The 18643-nt window shown below is 70.9% G+C and carries 19 protein-coding genes and 1 pseudogene; 8 read left to right on the top strand and 12 right to left on the bottom strand.

Annotation, left to right across the window (positions count from 1 at the left end):
* Positions 1-30 precede the first annotated feature (30 nt).
* The gene (locus tag GQF42_RS11245) at positions 31-678 is read right to left on the bottom strand and encodes a TetR/AcrR family transcriptional regulator (RefSeq protein WP_158919489.1); all 648 of its coding nucleotides are present in this window, start codon (positions 676-678) and stop codon (positions 31-33) included.
* 102 nt (positions 679-780) lie between these two features.
* On the opposite strand from GQF42_RS11245, the gene GQF42_RS11240 reads away from it, so the two are divergent.
* The 3 genes from GQF42_RS11240 (at position 781) to GQF42_RS11230 (ending at position 2992) form a co-directional block, all read left to right on the top strand.
* A complete protein-coding gene (locus GQF42_RS11240) occupies positions 781-1932 on the top strand; it encodes an acyl-CoA dehydrogenase family protein (RefSeq protein ID WP_158930024.1) in 1152 nt (383 codons plus the stop codon).
* A gap of 60 nt (positions 1933-1992) precedes the next feature.
* Positions 1993-2280 (top strand): YiaA/YiaB family inner membrane protein, encoded by a 288-nt coding sequence (locus tag GQF42_RS11235; RefSeq protein ID WP_158919488.1) that lies wholly within the window; start codon positions 1993-1995, stop codon positions 2278-2280.
* Positions 2281-2368: 88 nt separating this feature from the next.
* On the top strand, positions 2369-2992 hold the full coding sequence (locus GQF42_RS11230) for a TetR/AcrR family transcriptional regulator (protein WP_158919487.1): 624 nt from the start codon (positions 2369-2371) through the stop codon (positions 2990-2992).
* 13 nt (positions 2993-3005) lie between these two features.
* Here GQF42_RS11230 and GQF42_RS11225 read toward each other — a convergent pair whose 3' ends face one another.
* The gene (locus GQF42_RS11225; protein ID WP_158919486.1) at positions 3006-3467 is read right to left on the bottom strand and encodes a MaoC family dehydratase; all 462 of its coding nucleotides are present in this window, start codon (positions 3465-3467) and stop codon (positions 3006-3008) included.
* Between the two features lie 105 nt (positions 3468-3572).
* Between GQF42_RS11225 and soxR the strand changes: the two genes are divergently transcribed.
* Positions 3573-4031 (top strand): redox-sensitive transcriptional activator SoxR, encoded by a 459-nt coding sequence (gene soxR / locus GQF42_RS11220; protein ID WP_158919485.1) that lies wholly within the window; start codon positions 3573-3575, stop codon positions 4029-4031.
* 22 nt (positions 4032-4053) lie between these two features.
* Here the strand turns inward: soxR and GQF42_RS11215 are convergent.
* The 3 genes and pseudogenes from GQF42_RS11215 to GQF42_RS11205 all read right to left on the bottom strand — a co-directional run bounded on the left by GQF42_RS11215 (position 4054) and on the right by GQF42_RS11205 (position 6182).
* Positions 4054-5120 (bottom strand): annotated as a pseudogene (locus GQF42_RS11215) (RNA ligase (ATP)).
* A 36-nt stretch (positions 5121-5156) separates the two neighbouring features.
* Complete coding sequence (locus GQF42_RS11210; RefSeq protein WP_158919484.1) at positions 5157-5537, bottom strand: hypothetical protein; 381 nt, start codon at positions 5535-5537, stop codon at positions 5157-5159.
* Between the two features lie 42 nt (positions 5538-5579).
* Entirely contained in the window at positions 5580-6182 is a 603-nt protein-coding gene (locus GQF42_RS11205; protein WP_158919483.1) for a hypothetical protein, read from the bottom strand.
* Positions 6183-6402: 220 nt separating this feature from the next.
* On the opposite strand from GQF42_RS11205, the gene GQF42_RS11200 reads away from it, so the two are divergent.
* Positions 6403-9189, top strand: coding sequence for a penicillin acylase family protein (locus GQF42_RS11200; protein WP_158919482.1), 2787 nt, complete (start codon positions 6403-6405; stop codon positions 9187-9189).
* A gap of 75 nt (positions 9190-9264) precedes the next feature.
* Here the strand turns inward: GQF42_RS11200 and GQF42_RS11195 are convergent, their stop codons facing one another.
* Together GQF42_RS11195 and GQF42_RS11190 are read right to left on the bottom strand one after the other, a co-directional pair.
* Complete coding sequence (locus GQF42_RS11195; protein WP_199272644.1) at positions 9265-10560, bottom strand: serine-threonine protein kinase; 1296 nt, start codon at positions 10558-10560, stop codon at positions 9265-9267.
* 93 nt (positions 10561-10653) lie between these two features.
* A complete protein-coding gene (locus GQF42_RS11190; RefSeq protein ID WP_158919481.1) occupies positions 10654-11874 on the bottom strand; it encodes an exo-beta-N-acetylmuramidase NamZ family protein in 1221 nt (406 codons plus the stop codon).
* Between the two features lie 95 nt (positions 11875-11969).
* On the opposite strand from GQF42_RS11190, the gene GQF42_RS11185 reads away from it, so the two are divergent.
* The 3 genes from GQF42_RS11185 to GQF42_RS11175 are packed head-to-tail and all read left to right on the top strand — an operon-like array spanning position 11970 to position 15027.
* Positions 11970-12743 (top strand): SDR family oxidoreductase, encoded by a 774-nt coding sequence (locus GQF42_RS11185; RefSeq protein WP_158919480.1) that lies wholly within the window; start codon positions 11970-11972, stop codon positions 12741-12743.
* Positions 12740-14407: a class I adenylate-forming enzyme family protein gene (locus tag GQF42_RS11180; RefSeq protein WP_158919479.1), complete on the top strand. Its 1668-nt coding sequence runs from the start codon at positions 12740-12742 to the stop codon at positions 14405-14407. Before GQF42_RS11185 ends, GQF42_RS11180 begins: the two co-directional genes overlap by 4 nt.
* A gap of 26 nt (positions 14408-14433) precedes the next feature.
* Positions 14434-15027 carry a TetR/AcrR family transcriptional regulator gene (locus GQF42_RS11175; protein ID WP_158930020.1) on the top strand — a complete coding sequence of 198 codons (594 nt, stop codon included), beginning with the start codon at positions 14434-14436 and terminating at the stop codon, positions 15025-15027.
* A 63-nt stretch (positions 15028-15090) separates the two neighbouring features.
* Here the strand turns inward: GQF42_RS11175 and GQF42_RS11170 are convergent, their stop codons facing one another.
* The 5 genes from GQF42_RS11170 to GQF42_RS11150 all read right to left on the bottom strand — a co-directional run bounded on the left by GQF42_RS11170 (position 15091) and on the right by GQF42_RS11150 (position 18622).
* Positions 15091-16305, bottom strand: a complete 1215-nt coding sequence (locus GQF42_RS11170; protein ID WP_158919478.1) for an acyl-CoA dehydrogenase family protein — start codon at positions 16303-16305, stop codon at positions 15091-15093.
* 6 nt (positions 16306-16311) lie between these two features.
* A complete protein-coding gene (locus GQF42_RS11165; protein WP_158919477.1) occupies positions 16312-17334 on the bottom strand; it encodes a phosphotransferase family protein in 1023 nt (340 codons plus the stop codon).
* A gap of 167 nt (positions 17335-17501) precedes the next feature.
* The gene (locus tag GQF42_RS11160; protein ID WP_158919476.1) at positions 17502-17801 is read right to left on the bottom strand and encodes a hypothetical protein; all 300 of its coding nucleotides are present in this window, start codon (positions 17799-17801) and stop codon (positions 17502-17504) included.
* A 117-nt stretch (positions 17802-17918) separates the two neighbouring features.
* Entirely contained in the window at positions 17919-18242 is a 324-nt protein-coding gene (locus tag GQF42_RS11155) for a DUF202 domain-containing protein (protein WP_158919475.1), read from the bottom strand.
* Positions 18230-18622 (bottom strand): YidH family protein, encoded by a 393-nt coding sequence (locus GQF42_RS11150; RefSeq protein WP_158919474.1) that lies wholly within the window; start codon positions 18620-18622, stop codon positions 18230-18232. The genes GQF42_RS11155 and GQF42_RS11150 overlap by 13 nt, the downstream gene beginning before the upstream one ends.
* Positions 18623-18643: the final 21 nt, after the last annotated feature.

Raw genomic sequence — 18643 nt, 5'->3', positions numbered from 1 at the left:
TGCGCCACGGACACTTCGGCCTCCACCGAACTACTGCTGCACGTCCTGCCCGGCCTGCTCGTACTGCTGCGCCAGTCCGTCCAGCAGTGCCGTCAGCCCCGTCTCGAAGGCCCGCTCGTCGATCTTCTCCTGCTGCTCGGCGAGGAGGTGGGCCTGGCCGAGGCGGGGATAGTCGGCCGGGTCGTACGCGCTCGCGTCGTCCACGAAGCCGCCCGCGAACGAGCCGAGCGCCGAGCCCATGATGAAGTACCGCATCAGCGCGCCGATGGAGGTCGCCTGGGCGGGCGTCCAGCCCGCGTCGACCATCGCGCCGTAGACCGCGTCGGCGAGGTGGAGCGCGGCGGGACGGCGTCCCGGGCCCCGGGCCAGCACCGGGACGATGTTCGGGTGGTCGCGCAGGGCGGCCCGGTAGGACACGGCCCAGTCGTGCAGCGCGGTGCGCCAGTCGCGGCCGTCCTCGAACATCGCCAGGTCCACCAGGGCGCTCACCGAGTCCGCGACCGCCTCCAGGATCTCGTCCTTGGTGCGGAAGTGGTTGTAGAGCGAGGGCCCGCTCACGCCCAGCTCGGCGGCGAGCCGACGGGTGGAGACGGCCGCCAGCCCCTCCCGGTCCACGAGGTCCCGGGCCGTCTCGACGATCCGGTCGGTGCTGAGGAGGGGCTTGCGCGGTCGGGCCATGGCGCACATAGTAGGGCTGCGAACAGAAACTAGCAGTGCTAATTTAAATGTACGGTTTTCAAGATCCAGCGTCCGTGACGTCTTCTGTGGGGTGATCTCGTGGTGAACCTGGAGCTGAGCGAGGAGCAGGCCGCCGTACGGCAGCTCGCCCGGGACTTCGTGGCGCGCGAGATCGTCCCGAACGTCGTGGCGTGGGACCGCGCCGAGGAGGTCGACCGGGGCATCGTGAAGAAACTCGGCGAGGTCGGCTTCCTCGGACTGACCATCGACGAGGAGTACGGCGGCAGTGGCGGCGATCATCTCGCGTACTGCCTGGTCACCGAGGAACTGGGGCGCGGTGACTCCTCCGTGCGGGGGATCGTCTCCGTCTCCCTCGGGCTCGTCGCCAAGACGATCGCCGCCTGGGGCGACGAGGGGCAGAGGCGCCGCTGGCTGCCCGGTCTGACGTCCGGCGCGTACGTCGGCTGCTTCGGCCTCACCGAGCCCGGCACCGGCTCCGACGCGGGCAACCTCACCACCCGGGCCGTGCGCGACGGCGACGACTACGTCGTCAACGGCACGAAGACGTTCATCACGAACGGGACCTGGGCGGACGTCGTCCTGCTCTTCGCCCGCTCCACCGACGCCCCCGGTCACAAGGGTGTCAGTGCCTTTCTCGTGCCCACCGACACCCCGGGCCTGACCCGCCGCACCATCCACGGCAAGCTCGGCCTGCGCGGCCAGACCACCGCGGAACTCGCCTTCGAGGACGTCCGGGTGCCGGCCTCCGCGCTGCTGGGGGAGGAGGGCAAGGGTTTCTCCGTCGCCATGTCGGCGCTGGCCAAGGGGCGGATGTCGGTGGCGGCCGGCTGTGTCGGCATCGCCCAGGCCGCGCTGGACGCGGCCGTGAAGTACGCGGGTGAGCGCGAGCAGTTCGGCAAGCCGATCGCCCACCACCAGCTGGTGCAGGAGCTGATCAGCGACATCGCGGTCGACGTGGACGCCGCCCGGCTGCTGACCTGGCGGGTCGCCGACCTGATCGACCGGGGGCAGCCGTTCGCCGTCGAGTCCTCCAAGGCCAAGCTGTTCGCCTCCGAGGCCGCCGTGCGCGCCGCCAACAACGCCCTGCAGGTCTTCGGCGGTTACGGCTACATCGACGAGTACCCGGCCGGCAAACTCCTGCGCGACGCCCGTGTGATGACGCTCTACGAGGGCACCAGCCAGATCCAGAAGCTCCTCATCGGCCGTTCCCTGACCGGGGTTTCGGCTTTCTGAGTACGTGCCTGAGTACGTGGGCGGATGTGGCGCGGACCACGTCCGCCGATGCTCGTCCTCATGAGTGACACATCGGTCAAGCAGCAGAGCACGGCCGCCTTCTACGGCCAGTCCGTCGCCTCCTTCGCCATCGCGATGGCGGCCACGGCCATCGGCATCTACCAGCTCGACACCAACGCCTGGGTCCGGGCCTTCCTCGCGATCGCCGTCCTCTACCTCGTCACCTCCGCCTTCACCCTCGCCAAGGTGATCCGGGACCGCCAGGAGGCCGGGCAGATCGTCAGCCGGGTCGACCAGGCGCGCCTGGACAAGCTCCTCTCCGAGCACGACCCCTTCGAGAAGATCTGAACCGCGAAGATCCGAGCAGGCATGCTAAGCGCCCGCTCACCTTGGGCGGTATGGTGGTGCTCCTGTCACCGAGAGGGGCGAGCGAGCGATGAGTACGGCGGAGGAGACGGCCGGCGGCGAAATGGAGCCGTGGGAAGAGGTCACCCCTGACGCGGCGCGGCGGCTGCTCGTCGCCGCCGTGGAGGCCTTCGCCGAGCGCGGCTACCACGCGACGACGACCCGTGACATCGCGGGCCGGGCCGGCATGAGCCCGGCCGCGCTCTACATCCACTACAAGACCAAGGAAGAGCTGCTCCACCGGATCAGCCGGATCGGCCACGACAAGGCCCTCGACATCCTGCGTACGGCGGCGCGGCGGGAGGGCAGCGCGGCCGAGCGGCTGGCCGACGCGGTCAGCTCCTTCGTCCGCTGGCACGCGGGCCGGCGCACCACCGCACGGGTCGTGCAGTACGAACTCGACGCCCTCGGTCCCGAGGCCCGCGCCGAGATCGTCGCGCTGCGCCGGCAGGTCGACGCCGAGGTGCGCGGGATCATCGAGGACGGCGTGGCCGCGGGCGAGTTCGACGTGCTGGACGTCCAGGGCACCACGCTCGCCGTGCTGTCGCTGTGCATCGACGTGGCCCGCTGGTTCACCGTGGACGGGCCGCGCACCCCCGAGGAGGTCGGCGTGCTCTACGCCGACCTCGTGCTGCGGATGGTGGGCGCCGCGTAGGGCGCCCACCGGGTCACACGTAGTACCGGGACACCGATTCCGCGACGCACACCGGCTTGTCGCCGCCCTCGCGCTCCACCGTGAAGGCGACCGTCACCTGGACGCCCCCGGTGACGTCCTCGACGCCGGTGATCTTCGCGGTGGCGCGCAGCCGGGAGCCGACGGGTACCGGGGCGGGGAAGCGGACCTTGTTCGTGCCGTAGTTCACGCCCATCTTCACGCCCTCGACCTGGATCAGCTGCGGGCCGAACAGCGGCAGCAGCGACAGGGTCAGGTAGCCGTGCGCGATGGTGGTCCCGAACGGCCCCGCCGCGGCCTTCTCCGGGTCCACATGGATCCACTGGTGGTCCCCCGTGGCGTCGGCGAACAGGTCGATCCGCTTCTGGTCGACCTCCAGCCAGTCCGTGTGGCCCAGCTGCTCGCCCACGGCCGCCTTCAGCTCGTCGGGGGAGGTGAAGGTCCTCGGTTCTGCCATGTTCCCGGCCTCTCGCTCGCATGTCTAAGCAACTGCTTAGCATGCTCGGGTGTGCGGCGCCTGTCAACGGACCGCGAGCCGGATCGGGTCGGTAGTCTCGGAGGAGTGCCCCAGATTCCCGAGAAGATCCACGAGCTGACCGTGGGCCAGTTGTCCGCGCGCAGCGGCGCCGCGGTCTCCGCCCTGCACTTCTACGAGTCCAAGGGGCTGATCAGCAGCCGCCGCACCACGGGCAACCAGCGCCGCTACAGCCGGGACACCCTGCGCCGGGTCGCCTTCGTCCGCGCGGCCCAGCGGGTCGGCATTCCGCTGGCCACGATCAGGGAAGCCCTGGCCGAGCTTCCCGAGGAGCGGACGCCGACCCGCGACGACTGGGCGCGGCTGTCACAGAAGTGGCGCTCGGAGCTGGACGAGCGCATCAAGCAGCTGAACCGTCTGCGCGATCATCTGACCGACTGCATCGGGTGCGGGTGTCTGTCGCTGGACAACTGTGTCCTGTCCAACCCGGACGACGTGTTCGGCGAGCGGCTCACGGGGTCCCGGCTGCTGGCGGAGGGGCGCTGACCGCTGCGCCGGTCCGGGGCGCCTACTCGTACTCGGTCCCGCCCTTGCGCGTCAGGTACGCCGGGCTCACCGCCTTCGCTATCGCCCGGCCCCCGGTCACCGTGCTGTGGCGCTCCACCGCGGGCCGTACGACCACGCCCTCGCGCAGATGCAGCCCCTGCCCGGACACGGTCTCCCGGCCGCTCGCGAACTCCCGGACCCGCTCGATGTCGTACGGCCCCGTGTACAGCCGGGGCACCACCGGCAGCTCCCCTCCAGCAGCCCGGCCGCGTCCAGCCACCGCACCGAGCCGTCGATCTCGGCCGCCACGTCGAACGCCGCGTACCCCAGCGTGGCGCGCCGCCCGTCCGCGCCGTACGTCAGGTCCTGCACCCCCGCTCCGTACACCTCCCCGAAGACGCCGACCCGCGCGGCGCCCAGCCGCTCGCAGAGCCTCGCCGCGACCTCGGCGACGCCGTGCGCGCGCACCGCCCGCCAGTACAGGTTCCGCGGGTCCTCCCGCAGCGCCAGCGACCTGGCGCCGAAGCCCTTGGAGGAGACGTACACCCGTCCCTCGCCGGCGACATACGTCAGCAGGCACGCCGAACCGTGCAGCTTCTCCGTCAGGACGACGGGCTCGCCCGGCGTGAACATCTCCGGATAGCGCTGGATGTTCTCGATGTCGACCCACGGCAGCAGTGCGGGGGCGGACTCGACCTCGCCGTCCATGGTCGGCGGGACGAGCGGCACCCACTTGCTGATGCCCAGCCGCTCGGCGAAGTCCGTCCCCTCGGCCGCCGCGCGCGTCAGGTCGACGTCCGCGAGCGCCGTCGGGCGGCACACGATGCCCTGGGACAGCTCGCCCCGCAGCCGCACTGCCTTGACCCGGTTGGCCTCGCCGCCCGCCAGCCGCCCGGTCAGTCCGAGTTCCTCGATCAGCCCGGGCGGCAGCACGGACTGCTCGGGGATGTAGACGGCGGCGTCGCCGGTGCGGTAGGCGCCCTTGGCGACGACCGCTCGGTACAGGCCCACCTGGGCCAGCTCGAGCGCGTCGGCGTTCGGGTGCTCGTGAACGGTCAGCACTTCGGCGGTGACGCGCAGCGTCGACATCGCAACTCCTCGGACGAGTGGGCACGTTGACAGCCCTCAGGCGTGTTTCATCGCGTCCCACTGTCCGGGCCCCAAACGGGTGGAGCCAGCGGATTGGCGGCTGCTACCTTCGTGGTCCCTGCCTGCGCGCAGGCGCAGGGACCGTGCGCGCTGGACCAGCCCCTCTCTCGCCAACTTGCCCTCTCCGCAAGCGCGTTGGCCGTCCAACAGCGGCAGTGTGTCCTCCAGGCCGATCCGGGCGCGAACCGGGCCGCATCCTCGGCGCCGGGACCGGATGCCCGCCGCGACGCCCACGCCCAGGTCCGGCAACTGCTCGGCGACGGCTTCGGCGCCCGGCTCATGCCGGTTGACCGAGGCGAGGTCGGGCCGCACCGACCGGCCGCGCACCCGGGCGAGCCGGGCCGTGGTGGGGCGCACAGTTCCCTGCGCCCCTCGGGGGCGCAGGAAACCCCCCACAGTTCAGGCCGACATCAGCAGTCCACCGCGTCGCGCGTACTCCAGCGTTCGCGGGGTGAGGACGGGCCGGGGCACAAGGATGCCGCAGTCCGTGCAGACGGGGCCGGACGAGGGCTCGTGGTCCAGGCCATAGCGCCAGACCAGGCGGTCGGCGCCGCACACCGGGCAGGACGCGCCCGGTTCGCGCTCCAGGGCGGCAATCAGACGACGAAGCACCTCCGCGAGCGGCTCGCCGGGGTGCACCCGCGGGTCGTCGCACCACGCGACCCCGAAGCCGCCCCAGGTCAGCCGGTGCCAGTCGTCCACGCTGCCCGGCCGGCGCAGTCCGTCGTGCTTCTCCTTCCTGCGCCGCTCGGTGAAGTCGGTCTCGTAGGCGAGCCAGACGGAACGGGCCTCCTCCAGCTCCTGCAGTGCGGCCACGAGCCGCGCCGGGTCCGGAGAGCGGTCCTCGGGGGCGAAGCCCGCCCGGGAGCACAGATGGTCCCAGGTCGCCCGATGCCCGTAAGGGGCGAACTTCTCAAGGCACTTGCGCAGTGAGTACCGCCGCAGTGCCAGATCGCAGCCCGGATCGCGTACCTGTCTCGCCAGACTCCGGAAACCGGCCATCGCCCTGCACCTCCGTCACACCTGCACCTGTACTTCGGTCACTTCGGCGTCATCGCACGGACGTCGTCGAGTAGACGTATCGACAGGCCATTCGGCTCCATCTCTTCGCGTGCGGGTCTCGTGCGTTCTTCCTGTGGACTCCAAAAAGTGACGCATGCTCATCTTCAAACTCGGGGATACCGGCGGTAACGTTCGCGCACCCCTGTCGCGAGGAGCTGCCATGCCACGGCGAACCCCACACACCGCCCTTGACAGACTGAGAACGTCCCGCCGCTTCACCAGGTTCCTGAAGTCCGCGTCGATCTGCGTCCTCGTCGCCGGACTCCTCTCTCCCCTCACCCAGACGGCGTCCGCCGCCGAGGCCACCGCGTCGAACGACTACTGCGGCGGCCAGTGCTCGGACATCCTGCCGCCCGGCGAGAACGGCAACGCGACGCTTGCGCAGATCCTGCTCAACCAGGCCTTCGGTACCCAGCCTTCGCACGCCGAGGACCAGCTGGGCCCGTACGCGAACCTGGCCACCGGCTACAAGGGCCTGACCGACGCGACGATCAACAACTTCTTCAACGACTCGTCGTTCGGTGTCCCCTCCGACCAGGTCGCCTCCAGCGAGAACCCGGCCGGCCGCAGCGACGTGACCATCGTCCGGGACAAGAAGACCGGTGTGCCGCACATCACGGGCGCCACCCGATACGGCACCGAGTTCGGCGCCGGATACGCGGCGGCCGAGGACCGGCTGTGGCTCATGGACGTCTTCCGGCACGTCGGCCGCGGCCAGCTGACCTCCTTCGCCGGCGGTGCCGCCGCCAACCAGGGCCTGGAGCAGGAGTTCTACCGCAACGCGCCGTACACCGAGGCCGACCTGCAGGCGCAGATCGACAACGCGGTGGCCGACAACGGCGCCCGGGGCCAGCAGGCCCTCGCCGACGCCAACGCCTACCTCGCCGGCATCAACTCCTACATCGACGCCTCGGACAGCGGCCGTTACTTCCCCGGCGAGTACGACCTGACCGGCCACAAGGACCCGATCACCAACGCCGGCACCATCGGCCACTTCAAGATCACCGACCTGGTGGCGCTGGCCTCCGTCATCGGCTCGCTGTTCGGCTCCGGCGGCGGCGGTGAGGTCAACAACGCCGTGTCCCTGCTGGCCGCGCAGCAGAAGTACGGGGTCGACGAGGGCACCAAGGTCTGGGAGTCCTTCCGCGAGCGCAACGACCCCGAGGCCGTCCTGACCGTCCACGACGGCGAGAGCTTCCCGTACGTCACCAAGCCCGCCGACGCCAAGGGCGAGGCCCTGCCGGACCCCGGCTCGGTCGCCCAGGAACCGCTCGTCTACGACCGTACGGGCAGCGCGGCCACCACGGCTGCCAAGAGCGCCTCCACCAGTGCCGCCAGGACGACACTCAGCTCCGCCCACCGCGGGATGTCCAACGCGCTCGTCGTCAGCGGCAAGTACACCGCCAGCGGTCATCCGATCGCCGTCTTCGGGCCGCAGACCGGGTACTTCGCCCCGCAGCTGCTCATGCTCCAGGAGATCCAGGGGCCGGGCATCAGCGCGCGCGGCGCCTCCTTCGCGGGCCTGAGCATGTACGTCGAACTCGGCCGCGGCCAGGACTACTCGTGGTCCGCGACCACCTCGGGCCAGGACATCATCGACACGTACGCCGTCGAACTGTGCCAGGACGACTACCACTACCTGTACCACGGCACCTGCACGGCCATGGACGAGGTCGAGCAGAAGAACTCCTGGTCACCGACGACGGCCGACAGCACCCCGGCCGGTTCGTACACCATGAAGGTCTGGCGCACGAAGTACGGGCCGGTGGAGTACCGGGCGACCGTCGGCGGCAAGAAGGTCGCCTACACCACGCTGCGCTCGTCGTACCTGCACGAGGCCGACTCGATCATCGGCTTCCAGATGCTGAACGACCCCGGTTTCGTCAAGGGGCCCAAGGACTTCCAGAGCGCCGCCCAGCACATCAACTACACCTTCAACTGGTTCTACGCCGACTCCCAGCACACCGCGTACTACAACAGCGGTGACAACCCGGTACGGGCCGCCGGCGTCGACGCCGAGTTCCCGGTCTGGGCGCAGCCCGCGTACGAGTGGCAGAACTGGAACCCGGACACCAACACGGCCGACTACACCCCGGCCTCCGCCCACCCCAACTCCGTCGACCAGGACTACTACGTCTCCTGGAACAACAAACAGGCCAAGGACTACACCGCCGCGGCCTGGGGCGACGGCTCCGTGCACCGCGGGAACCTGCTGGACGACCGGGTGAAGAAGCTGGTCGCGGCCGGCGGGGTGACCCGGACCGAACTGGTGCAGGCCATGGCGGACGCGGCCCTCGCCGACCTGCGTGCCGAGGACGTGCTGCCCAAGCTGCTCAAGGTGATCAACTCCTCGCCGGTGACCGACTCCACGGCGGCCGGCGCGGTGAGCAAGCTCCAGGCCTGGGTCACCGCGGGCGCCAAGCGCACGGAGACCTCGGCAGGTTCGAAGTCGTACGCCGACGCCGACGCGATCCGAATCCTGGACGCCTGGTGGCCCCTGCTGGTCAAGGCGGAGTTCGAACCGGGCCTCGGCAGCGATCTGTACACCGACCTCACCTACAACCTGTCGATCGACGAGACCCCGTCGGCCGGACACGGCCCGACCGGCTCGCACGCCGGAAGCTCCTTCCAGTTCGGCTGGTGGAGCTATGTCGACAAGGACATCCGGGCGGTGCTCGGCGAGAACGTGCAGGGCGGGCTGGCCGAGAAGTACTGCGGCGGAGGTGACCTCGGCTCCTGCAGGAACATCCTGATCAGCACCCTGGACCAGGCCGCCGGCATGACCGCCGCCCAGGTCTACCCGGGCGACAGCCTGTGCTCGGCCGGCGACCAGTGGTGCGCCGACTCGATCGTGCAGCGCACCCTGGGCGGCATCAAGCACGGCAACATCAGCTGGCAGAACCGGCCGACCTTCCAGCAGGTGGTCGAGTACACCTCGCACCGCTGAAACAGGCGTGGGCGAACCGGTGCCGGCCCCCCTGCGGGGGCCGGCACCGGGCGGCCGACGGCCGCCTGCGGCGGGTCACGTGATGCGGCCCGCCGCCAGGATCACCCGAGCCAGCTCGGGGTGCACGATGTCGCTGTGCGCCCCGGCCGGCGCCCCGCCGAGGCGGACGACCGAGGCCGCGTCGATGCTCACGCACCCGGTCGCCGGAAGCGCCGACGCCAGCGCGGTCGCGAGGTCCAGCCGCACGGTCCCCGGCACCGCCTGCACCCCGTCGTGCCCCATGGCGCCCCACTCGGGCCCCAGCACGGCCGCGATCTCGCTGCCCACGCACGAGCGGTCGTCCCCGGACAGCCGGGAGGCCAGCGGATAGAACGTGCCGAGCGCCGCGTCGAAGTGCGAGTAGCAGCTCACCAGCGGACCGTCGATCCGACGCTGCAGGTCCTTCAACGCCCCCGACCTGTCCGGGGCCTGCGGCACCCGCTCCGCGAACGCGTAGTGCGAGAAGGCGCCCTGCAGCAGCGTCACCGACTTCACCGCGCGCACGCCGTCCGGCAGCCCGCGCAGCGCGAACGACACCAGCCGTCCGCCGAAACTGTGCCCGGCCAGATGCACCCGCACCCCGGGCGCGGCGTCGGCCAACCTGCCGATCGCGGGCCCGAGTCCGCGCTCGCCGACCGTCCCGGCGCGCCGCTTCATCGTGTAGTACGTCGCCTGCCGCAGCAGTTCCTTGGCGCCGTTCCAGGGGTTCGGGATGCTGAAGCCCTCGGCGGGCGCCCCGGCGGACCGGACCGACGCGAGCGCCTCGGCGAACTCCTCGCACGCGCTCGCCGGGTCCCCGGTGAACACGCGCGGCTCGCCGTCCTCCTCGGTGTCGGCGACCCCGGGCCGGTTCTCCCCGTCGATCAGCTGCCGGACCAGCCCGCCGAACTGCGTCAACCCCTCGGGCCCGCCCGGCCGTTCGTCCAGCATGCGGGCCAGCTGGTCGATCAAGGACGTCCGGTCCGGGAAGACCGCGACCAGGGCGCGCCGGGTGTCCGGATCCAGCCCCGCCGTCGGGGGCGGCGCCAGTGCGGCCGACTCGGGGAAGTCGGGGATCGGCTCGTCGCTGAACCGCATCGACGGCCAGATCACGCCCACGTATCCGAGCCGCGCGTGCGGGGCGAGCCCCGGGACCGGGGCGAAGAAACGGCGGTACAGGGCGGTCGCGCTCGAACGGTCGTCGTTCCAGCCGTGTGCGAAGACGATCAGGTCACGGACGCCGCGCTCCGTGACCTGCGCCACCAGTTGGTCGCGTTCGGGGCCGTCCACGTCCCCGTCGGCGTCGAAGGTCAGCTCCCAGTAGGGAGTCACGCTCATCCCAGGATCCGCCATGCCGGGCTCCCTCGTCCTCCCGGAAAGGATGCGTGACGACGTGTCACGGACACATCGTCCTGCTCCGGGGCGGGCTTGGCCATACAGAGGTCCTCATGTGTAGAGGAGATATTCCCTTCGAGTCCGCCGGAACGCGGCCAGTTCGCCTTGCCAGGCACCGGCCACCTGGTCGGCGCTCGCCCCCGCGTCGATCATCGTGCGCACCCGGGCCGAACCGGTGAGTGTGTCGATCCAGTGGTCCGACCGCCAGGCGAACCCGTCCCAGACCTTCTTCGCGGTCACCAGCAGGCCGATCCCGGTGCGTACCGGGTCGTAGACCTCCCGGTCCGTCACATGGATCTGCAGCCCGCCGACCGTCCTGCCCTCGAACTTGGAGAACGTCGGCGTGAAGTACGCCTCCCTGAACCGCACGCCGGGCAGCGCGAGTTCGTTCGCGGCGGCGGCCCAGCGGCCGTCGATGCCCTCGGCGCCGAGCAGTTCGAAGGGCCGGGTGGTGCCCCTGCCCTCCGAGAGCGTGGTGCCCTCGAACATGCAGGTACCGCTGTAGACGAGCGCCGTGTCCGGGGTCGGCATGTTCGGGCTCGGCGGCACCCACGGCAGCGCGGAGGTGTCGTACCAGTCCGACCGCTGCCACCCGCTCATCAGGACGGTGTCCAGCACGACCGGTCTGCCCAGGAACTCCCCGTTGAACAGCCGCGCCAGCTCCGCGACCGTCATCCCGTGCGCCTGCGCGATCGGCTGCCGGCCGACGAAGGTGGCGAACTCCCTGTGCAGGACCGGCCCTTGGGCCTTACGGCCGGTCACCGGGTTGGGCCGGTCCAGGACGACGAAGCGCTTGCCCGCGAGCTGCGCGGCCTCCATGCAGTCGTAGAGCGTCCAGATGTACGTGTAGAAGCGCGCGCCGACGTCCTGGATGTCGAAGACGACCGTGTCGACGGCGGCGGTGGTGAAGACGTCGGCGAGTACCTGGCCGCTCTTGAGGTATGTGTCGTACACCGGCAGGCCGGTCGCCGGGTCGGTGGAGCGGCCCTCGGAGCCGCCCGCCTGCGCGGTGCCTCGGAAGCCGTGCTCGGGGCCGAAGACCGCCGTCAGCCTCACCCGGGGGTCCCCGTGCATCACGTCGACGATGTGGGACGCGTCCTTGGTGATGCCGGTGGGGTTGGTGACGATGCCGACGCGCTGGTCCTTCAGCAGGGAGTAACCGTCGGCTGCGAGTCTCTCGAAGCCGGTGTGCAGCCCGTCGCGATGATGGTGGGGGCGTGGGGCAGCTGCCAGCGTGGCCGATGCGAGAAGGTTCCGTCGGGACAGATGCATGCCTTGAGGTTGGTTCGGTCACCCTTCCCTTTACACATACCGACTGGTTAGTCTGGCGAGCGCTGAGCCGAGTCGCGTCGTGTCGAAGGAGACCGATGGTGGAAGCCGTGCAGGATGCGGGAGTGGTCGTCACGGGGGCGGGCGGGGGGATCGGGGCCGCACTGGCCCGGCGGTTCGCCGCCGAGGGGGCGCGGGTCGTCGTGAACGATCTGGATGCCCAGAAGGCGAAGGCGGTGGCCGAGGAGATCGGCGGTACCGCCGTGCCCGGCGACGCCTCCGCGATCGTCGGGGCGGCCCGGGACGCACTCGGCGGCACCATCGACGTCTACTGCGCGAACGCCGGAGTCGCCTTCGGGGACGGTGGCGAGGGCGGGCCGCTGGACGAGAGGTCCTGGGGGGCCGCCTGGGACGTCAACGTGATGGCGCACGTCCGCGCCGCCCATGAACTGCTGCCCGACTGGCTGGAGCGCGGCCGTGGGCGGTTCGTGTCCACCGTGTCGGCCGCCGGGCTGCTCACCATGATCGGCGCCCCCTCCTACAGCGTCACCAAGCACGGCGCCTACGCCTTCGCCGAATGGCTGTCGCTCACGTACCGCCACCGGGGCCTGCGGGTGCACGCCATCTGTCCGCAGGGCGTGCGGACGGACATGCTGGCCGCGACCGGCAGCGCCGGGGACCTGGTGCTCCAGCCGACCGCGATCGAGCCGGCGGCCGTGGCGGACGCCCTGTTCCGGGGGATCGAGGAGGACCGCTTCCTGATCCTGCCGCACCCCGAGGTTGCCGAGTACTACCAGGCCCGGGCCGCCGAACCGGACCGATGGCTGAGCGGCATGAACCACCTCCAGCGCAAGTGGGAGGAGGCCCGGTGAGCACCTCCGGCTACGCCGACCGGCCCTGGCTGGCCCTGCTCGACGACGCCCAGCGCGGGCCGATCGAGCCCGCGGACTCGTTGGTGCACGCACTGCGCACCGCTGTCGCCGAGGCCTCCGACCGCACCTTCCTGGCCTACTTCGACGCCCGTCTGAGCTATCGCCAGGTGGACGAGCTGACCGACTCCGTCGCCGCCCACCTGGCCGCGCGCGGGCTGGAGCGCGGCGACCGGGTGGCCGTGCTGCTGCAGAACTCCCCGCACTTCGTGCTCGCGGTCCTCGGCGCCTGGAAGGCCGGCGCGACCGTCGTCCCGGTCAACCCCATGTACAAGTCGGCCGAGGTGGGTCACGTCCTGCGGGACGGCGAGGTCACCGCACTGGTCTGCTCCGACCGGGCCTGGGAGTCGTACCTGAGGGACACGGCCGCCCGGTCGCCGGTGCGGATCGTGCTCACCGGGTGCGAGTTGGACTTCCAGACGCGCAACGACGCGCGCGTGCTCCGTTTCGAGCGGCTGCCGCAGGCGCCCGACGCCGACGACCTGGTCACCGTCGCCCGGCAGGGTGGTACGGCGCCTGCCGACCGCGATCCGCGCCCCGACGACATCGCGCTGATCAGCTACACCTCCGGCACCAGCGGCACACCCAAGGGCGCCACCAACACCCACGGCAACATCATGCACAACGCCGAGCGGCAGAGCACCGGGCTCGGGCTGCCCGAGGCCCCCGTCTACTACGCGCTCGCGCCGCTGTTCCACATCACCGGCATGGTCTGCCAGTTCGGTGCCTGCCTGAACAGCGCCGGCACGCTGGCGCTCACCTACCGATTCGAGCCCGGACTCGTCCTGGAGGCCTTCGCCGAGCACCAGCCGCACTACACGGTGGGCCCCTCCACCGCCTTCATGGCGCTCGCCGCCCACCCGGACGCCACCCGCGAGCACTTCGCCTCCTTCGTGAACATCTCCTCGGGCGGCGCCCCGGTGCCACCGGCCCTGGTGGAGGGGTTCCGGGAGCGTTTCGGGCCGTACATCCGGGTCGGCTACGGACTCACCGAGTGCACCGCCCCCTGCGCCGCCGTCCCGCCCGGCCTGGAGGCGCCCGTGGACCCCGTCTCCGGGACGCTGTCGGTCGGGGTGCCCGGCGCTGACGCGTTCGTGCGGATCCTGGACGAGCAGGGCGCGGAGGTGCCGTTCGGGGAGCAGGGCGAGATCGTCGTACGCGGTCCGCAGGTGGTTCCCGGCTACTGGCGCCGCCCGGACGCCACCGCCGAGACCTTCCCCGACGGCGAGCTGCGCACCGGCGACATCGGCTTCATGGACGAGCAGGGCTGGCTCTACGTCGTCGACCGCAAGAAGGACATGATCAACGCGTCCGGCTTCAAGGTGTGGCCGCGCGAGGTCGAGGACGTGCTGTACACCCATCCGGCGGTGCGTGAGGCGGCCGTCGTCGGTGTGCCCGACGGCTACCGTGGCGAGACGGTCAAGGCCTTTGTCAGCCTGCGTCCGGGCGCCGAGGCGGACCCGGATGAACTCGCGGTGTACTGCAAGGAGAGACTTGCCGCCTACAAATACCCGCGGCAGGTGGAGGTCCTGCCCGACCTGCCCAAGACGGCGAGTGGCAAGATCCTCCGTCGGGAACTGCGTTCCCGCCCGCACGAGACTCGATGATCAGCAAGGAAAGGCAGGTGGCGGCTGTGCCCAGGACGACGGACGGGGACGGCACACCCGTCCCGCAGCGGCTGCTGGCCGCCGCCACCCGGCTCTTCGCGGAGCAGGGCTACGACCGCACCTCCGTGCAGGAGATCGTGGAGGCGGCAGGCGTCACCAAGGGGGCGCTGTACCACTACTTCGGCTCCAAGGACGACCTGCTGCACGAGGTGTACGCGCGCGTGCTGCGCCTCCAGATGGAGCGGCTCGACCACTTCGCCGACATGGACGCGCCGGTCGAGCAGCGGCTGCGGGGCGCCGCGGCGGACGTGGTCGTCACGACGATCGAGAACCTCGACGACGCGATGATCTTCTTCCGCTCGATGCACCATCTGAGCCCGGAGAAGAGCAAGCAGGTCCGCGCCGAGCGCCGGCGCTACCACGAGCGGTTCCGCGCGCTGGTCGAGGAGGGCCAGAAGGAGGGCGTCTTCGCCACGGCGACCCCGGCCGACCTGGTCGTGGACTACCACTTCGGCTCGGTCCACCACCTGTCGACCTGGTACCGCCCGGACGGCCCGCTCACCCCGCAGCAGGTCGCCGACCACCTCGCCGACCTGCTGCTGCGGGCGCTGCGGCCGTAGCGTCGTCCCGCTGTGCCGGTGAGGGGCGGTCACCCTGGGCGACCGCCCCTCACCTGTGTTCCGTTACAGGTACTTCTTCAGCTCCCGTCGCGCCAGCGACCGCTGGTGGACCTCGTCCGGGCCGTCGGCGAGCATCAGGGTGCGGGCGCTCGCATACAGCTCGGCCAGCGGGAAGTCCTGGCTCACCCCGCCCGCGCCGTGCAGCTGGATGGCCCGGTCCAGGATGCCGACCACCGCGCGCGGAGTGGCGATCTTGATGGCCTGGATCTCCGTGTGGGCGCCCTTGTTGCCGACCGTGTCCATCAGCCAGGCCGTCTTGAGTACCAGCAGCCGCAACTGCTCGACGGTCACCCGGGCGTCGGCGATCCAGTTCTGGACGACTCCCTGCTGGGCCAGCGCCTTGCCGAACGCGTTGCGCGAGACCGCCCGTCGGCACATCAGCTCGATCGCCCGCTCGGCCATGCCGATCAGCCGCATGCAGTGGTGGATCCGGCCGGGGCCGAGCCGGGCCTGGGCGATGGCGAAGCCGCCGCCCTCCTCGCCGACGAGGTTCGACACGGGCACGCGCGCGTGGTCGAAGACCACCTCGGCATGGCCGCCGTGCGAGTGGTCCTCGTAGCCGAAGACCTGCATGGCGCGCCTGACGGTCACGCCCGGGGTGTCGCGCGGCACCAGGACCATCGACTGCTGGCGGCGGATGTCGGGCCCGTCGGGGTCCGTCTTGCCCATCACGATGAAGATCCTGCAGTCCGGGTTCATCGCGCCGGAGATGTACCACTTGCGGCCGGTGATGACGTACTCGTCACCGTCCCGCTCTATGTGCGTGGTGATGTTCGTGGCGTCCGAGGAGGCCACCTCCGGCTCGGTCATCGCGAACGCCGAGCGGATCTCACCGGCCAGCAGCGGCTCCAGCCACTGCTTCCTCTGCTGCTCGTTGCCGAACTGGGCCAGCACCTCCATGTTGCCCGTGTCGGGTGCGGCGCAGTTCGTCGCGGTGGGTGCGAGATGCGGGGAGCGTCCGGTGATCTCGGCCAGCGGTGCGTACTGCAGGTTCGTCAGCCCGGCGCCGTACTCCGCGTCGGGCAGGAAGAGGTTCCACAGGCCCTGCCTGCGGGCCTCGGCCTTCAGCTCCTCGACCACGGCGGGAGTGTCCCAGGGCGAGGCGAGCGCGGCCCGCTGCTCCTCGGCGACCGGCTCGGCGGGGTGGACGTACTCGTCCATGAAGGCGAGCAGCTTGGCACGCAGTTCCTCGGTACGCGCGTCGAACGCGAAGTCCATGAGCGGTCAGCCTTCCTGAAGAGTGGTCAGTCCGTGGTCGATGAAGACGGGTACGAGGTCGCCGATCCGGTCGAAGCCGCGTCCGACCGTCTGGCCGAGCGTGTACCGGTAGTGGATGCCCTCCAGGATCACGGCGAGCTTGAACCAGGCGAACGCCGTGTACCAGGAGACGGCGGACACGTCGCGCCCCGAGCGCGCGGCATACCGCTCGACCAGCTCCTGCGGCGTGGGATGCCCGACGGCCGTGGCGGTCGTGGAGATGGGGGAGTCGGGCAGTTCCAGCGGCCGGCTGTACATCACCAGCAGGCCCAGGTCGGTGAGCGGGTCGCCGAGCGTGGACATCTCCCAGTCGAGGATGGCCCTGATCCGGTCGTCGTCGCCGATCAGGACGTTGTCGAGGCGGTAGTCGCCGTGGACGACGGTGGGGGCGGGCGAGACGGGCAGGGACCGGCCGAGGGCCGCGTGCAGCTCGTCGATGCCGGGCAGGTCGCGGTTGCGGGAGGCGTCCAGCTGCTTGCCCCAGCGCCGCAGCTGCCGGTCCAGGAAGCCCTCGGGGCGGCCGAAGTCCGAAAGGCCCACCTCGGCGGGATCCACCGCGTGCAGCTCGACGAGCGTGTCGACCAGGGAGAGCACCGCGTTGCGGGTGCGCTCGGCGCCCAGCGGGGCCAGCTGGTCCGCCGTGCGGTACGGGGTGCCCTCGACGAACTCCATGACGTAGAACGGCGCCCCGAGCACCTCCTCGTCCTCGCACAGCAGCACCGGGCGGGGGACCGGTACCCGGGTCGGGTGCAGGGCGCTGATCACGCGGTGCTCGCGCTTCATGTCGTGCGCGGTGGCCAGCACATGGCCGAGCGGGGGCCGCCGGACGACCCACTTCGAGGTGCCGTCGCAGACCGCGTAGGTGAGGTTCGACCGTCCGCCCTCGATCAGCCGGCCGGTCAGGGGGCCGTTCGAGAGACCGGGGTGCTCGCGGTCGAGCAGGGCGCGCAGCCGGTCCAGGTCGAGTCCGGGCGGGTGGTCGGCGCTCATACATCACTCCTACGAACGGGTGAACAGGACCCATTCATGATGCCGACCGGTCGGTATGTCGTCCAGTGCATGCGACCGACATCAGGTCGAACGTGACCGGGGCCACGATAGACCGACGGCCCCCCGGCGTGCTGCCCGGGGAGCCGTCGGCCCTGTTCGGCTCGGGGTCAGTGGTCGTCCCAGTGGTCCCCGTGCTCGGCGTGCCGGTGTCCGTCGTGCAGATAGTCGACGTGGTCGCCGTGGCGCACCTGTGCGTGCCCGCACTCGTCGTGGTGCACGTGTTCATGGCCCGCGTGCCGGACGTGCCCGGCCGGCTCGCACTCGTCCCAGTGGCCCTCGTGCTCGCGATGCAGATGGCCGTCGTGCGCGTAGTCCAGGTGGTCGCCGTGCGGCACGGCGCTGTGCCCGCAGTCCGGACCGTGCCGGTGCGTGCCGTGTTGGGCGTGTTCGCGGTGAAGGGTGGTCATGGTGCTCACCTTCGGGGGGCAGGGTCTCGCCTTCGGGGGCGGGTTTCCAACGACGCACAGGCTACGCGCGATTCGCGCATATCCCGACATATCGGCCACGTGGCGTAAGGGGTGCCACTAGGCGACCAGGATCACGGCGCACACCGCGAGACCCATCGCGTACAGCATCGCCGCGGTTGCGTGCCGGGGTGCGAGCGCGAGCGGGTGGGGGCCTGCCGACAGGGAGCGGATCCGGTGGTGGGCCACGCCCAGAAAGCCCAGGAAGAGCACGCAGCACAGGGCGCAGACGGCGATGCCGCCGGCCGAGGCGCCACCGTGCAGGGCCGCCTTGACCGCGAGTACGGCGGTCACGGTGGCCGAGAGGGTCGTACGACGCCACGCCAGCCGGGTGCGCTCCGGTTGCAGCCCCGGATCGCGCCCGGGCGCGCTCACCTCGTCCATCCGAGCAGCACCGCGACGATCATCGCCACGGCCACCACCGCGATGACCAGGCTCAGCACCGCGGGGAACCGGGAGGCGGGCAGGTCCTCGCCGCGCCGGATCGCCCGCTCGCAGCGCACCCAGTGGTTCACCGCGCGCAGGGAACACAGCACACCGGCCCCGAGCAGGGCGAGTGCGAGACCGACCCGCCAGGCCCAGCGCAGGTTCGGCAGGAACTGGTCCACCGCGAATCCGCCGCCGATCAGTGCGAGCGCGGTGCGCAGCCAGGCGAGGAAGGTGCGCTCGTTGGCCAGCGAGAACCGGTAGTCGGGTGTACCGCCCTCGTCCCGCACCAGCTCCGGCGCGAACCACAGCCGCACGTTCCGCACGAATTCGCTCACGCCGCCGACCCTACCGGCGTC

It is taken from the genome of Streptomyces broussonetiae, from assembly GCF_009796285.1.
GTDB classification, from domain to species: Bacteria; Actinomycetota; Actinomycetes; order Streptomycetales; family Streptomycetaceae; genus Streptomyces; species Streptomyces broussonetiae.
This window is presented reverse-complemented; position numbering and strand designations above follow the sequence as displayed.

What these genes read in the sequence shown, in the direction of transcription:
- GQF42_RS11235 (WP_158919488.1), top strand. Translation starts at nt 1,993, where the DNA reads ATGAGTGACACATCGGTCAAGCAGCAGAGCACGGCCGCCTTCTACGGC.
- GQF42_RS11225 (WP_158919486.1), bottom strand. Translation starts at nt 3,467, where the DNA reads ATGGCAGAACCGAGGACCTTCACCTCCCCCGACGAGCTGAAGGCGGCC.
- GQF42_RS11190 (WP_158919481.1), bottom strand. Translation starts at nt 11,874, where the DNA reads ATGCATCTGTCCCGACGGAACCTTCTCGCATCGGCCACGCTGGCAGCT.
- GQF42_RS11230 (WP_158919487.1), top strand. Translation starts at nt 2,369, where the DNA reads ATGAGTACGGCGGAGGAGACGGCCGGCGGCGAAATGGAGCCGTGGGAA.
- GQF42_RS11185 (WP_158919480.1), top strand. Translation starts at nt 11,970, where the DNA reads ATGGTGGAAGCCGTGCAGGATGCGGGAGTGGTCGTCACGGGGGCGGGC.
- GQF42_RS11200 (WP_158919482.1), top strand. Translation starts at nt 6,403, where the DNA reads ATGCCACGGCGAACCCCACACACCGCCCTTGACAGACTGAGAACGTCC.
- GQF42_RS11170 (WP_158919478.1), bottom strand. Translation starts at nt 16,305, where the DNA reads ATGGACTTCGCGTTCGACGCGCGTACCGAGGAACTGCGTGCCAAGCTG.
- GQF42_RS11155 (WP_158919475.1), bottom strand. Translation starts at nt 18,242, where the DNA reads ATGGACGAGGTGAGCGCGCCCGGGCGCGATCCGGGGCTGCAACCGGAG.
- GQF42_RS11245 (WP_158919489.1), bottom strand. Translation starts at nt 678, where the DNA reads ATGGCCCGACCGCGCAAGCCCCTCCTCAGCACCGACCGGATCGTCGAG.
- GQF42_RS11205 (WP_158919483.1), bottom strand. Translation starts at nt 6,182, where the DNA reads ATGGCCGGTTTCCGGAGTCTGGCGAGACAGGTACGCGATCCGGGCTGC.
- GQF42_RS11160 (WP_158919476.1), bottom strand. Translation starts at nt 17,801, where the DNA reads ATGACCACCCTTCACCGCGAACACGCCCAACACGGCACGCACCGGCAC.
- GQF42_RS11195 (WP_199272644.1), bottom strand. Translation starts at nt 10,560, where the DNA reads ATGGCGGATCCTGGGATGAGCGTGACTCCCTACTGGGAGCTGACCTTC.
- GQF42_RS11165 (WP_158919477.1), bottom strand. Translation starts at nt 17,334, where the DNA reads ATGAGCGCCGACCACCCGCCCGGACTCGACCTGGACCGGCTGCGCGCC.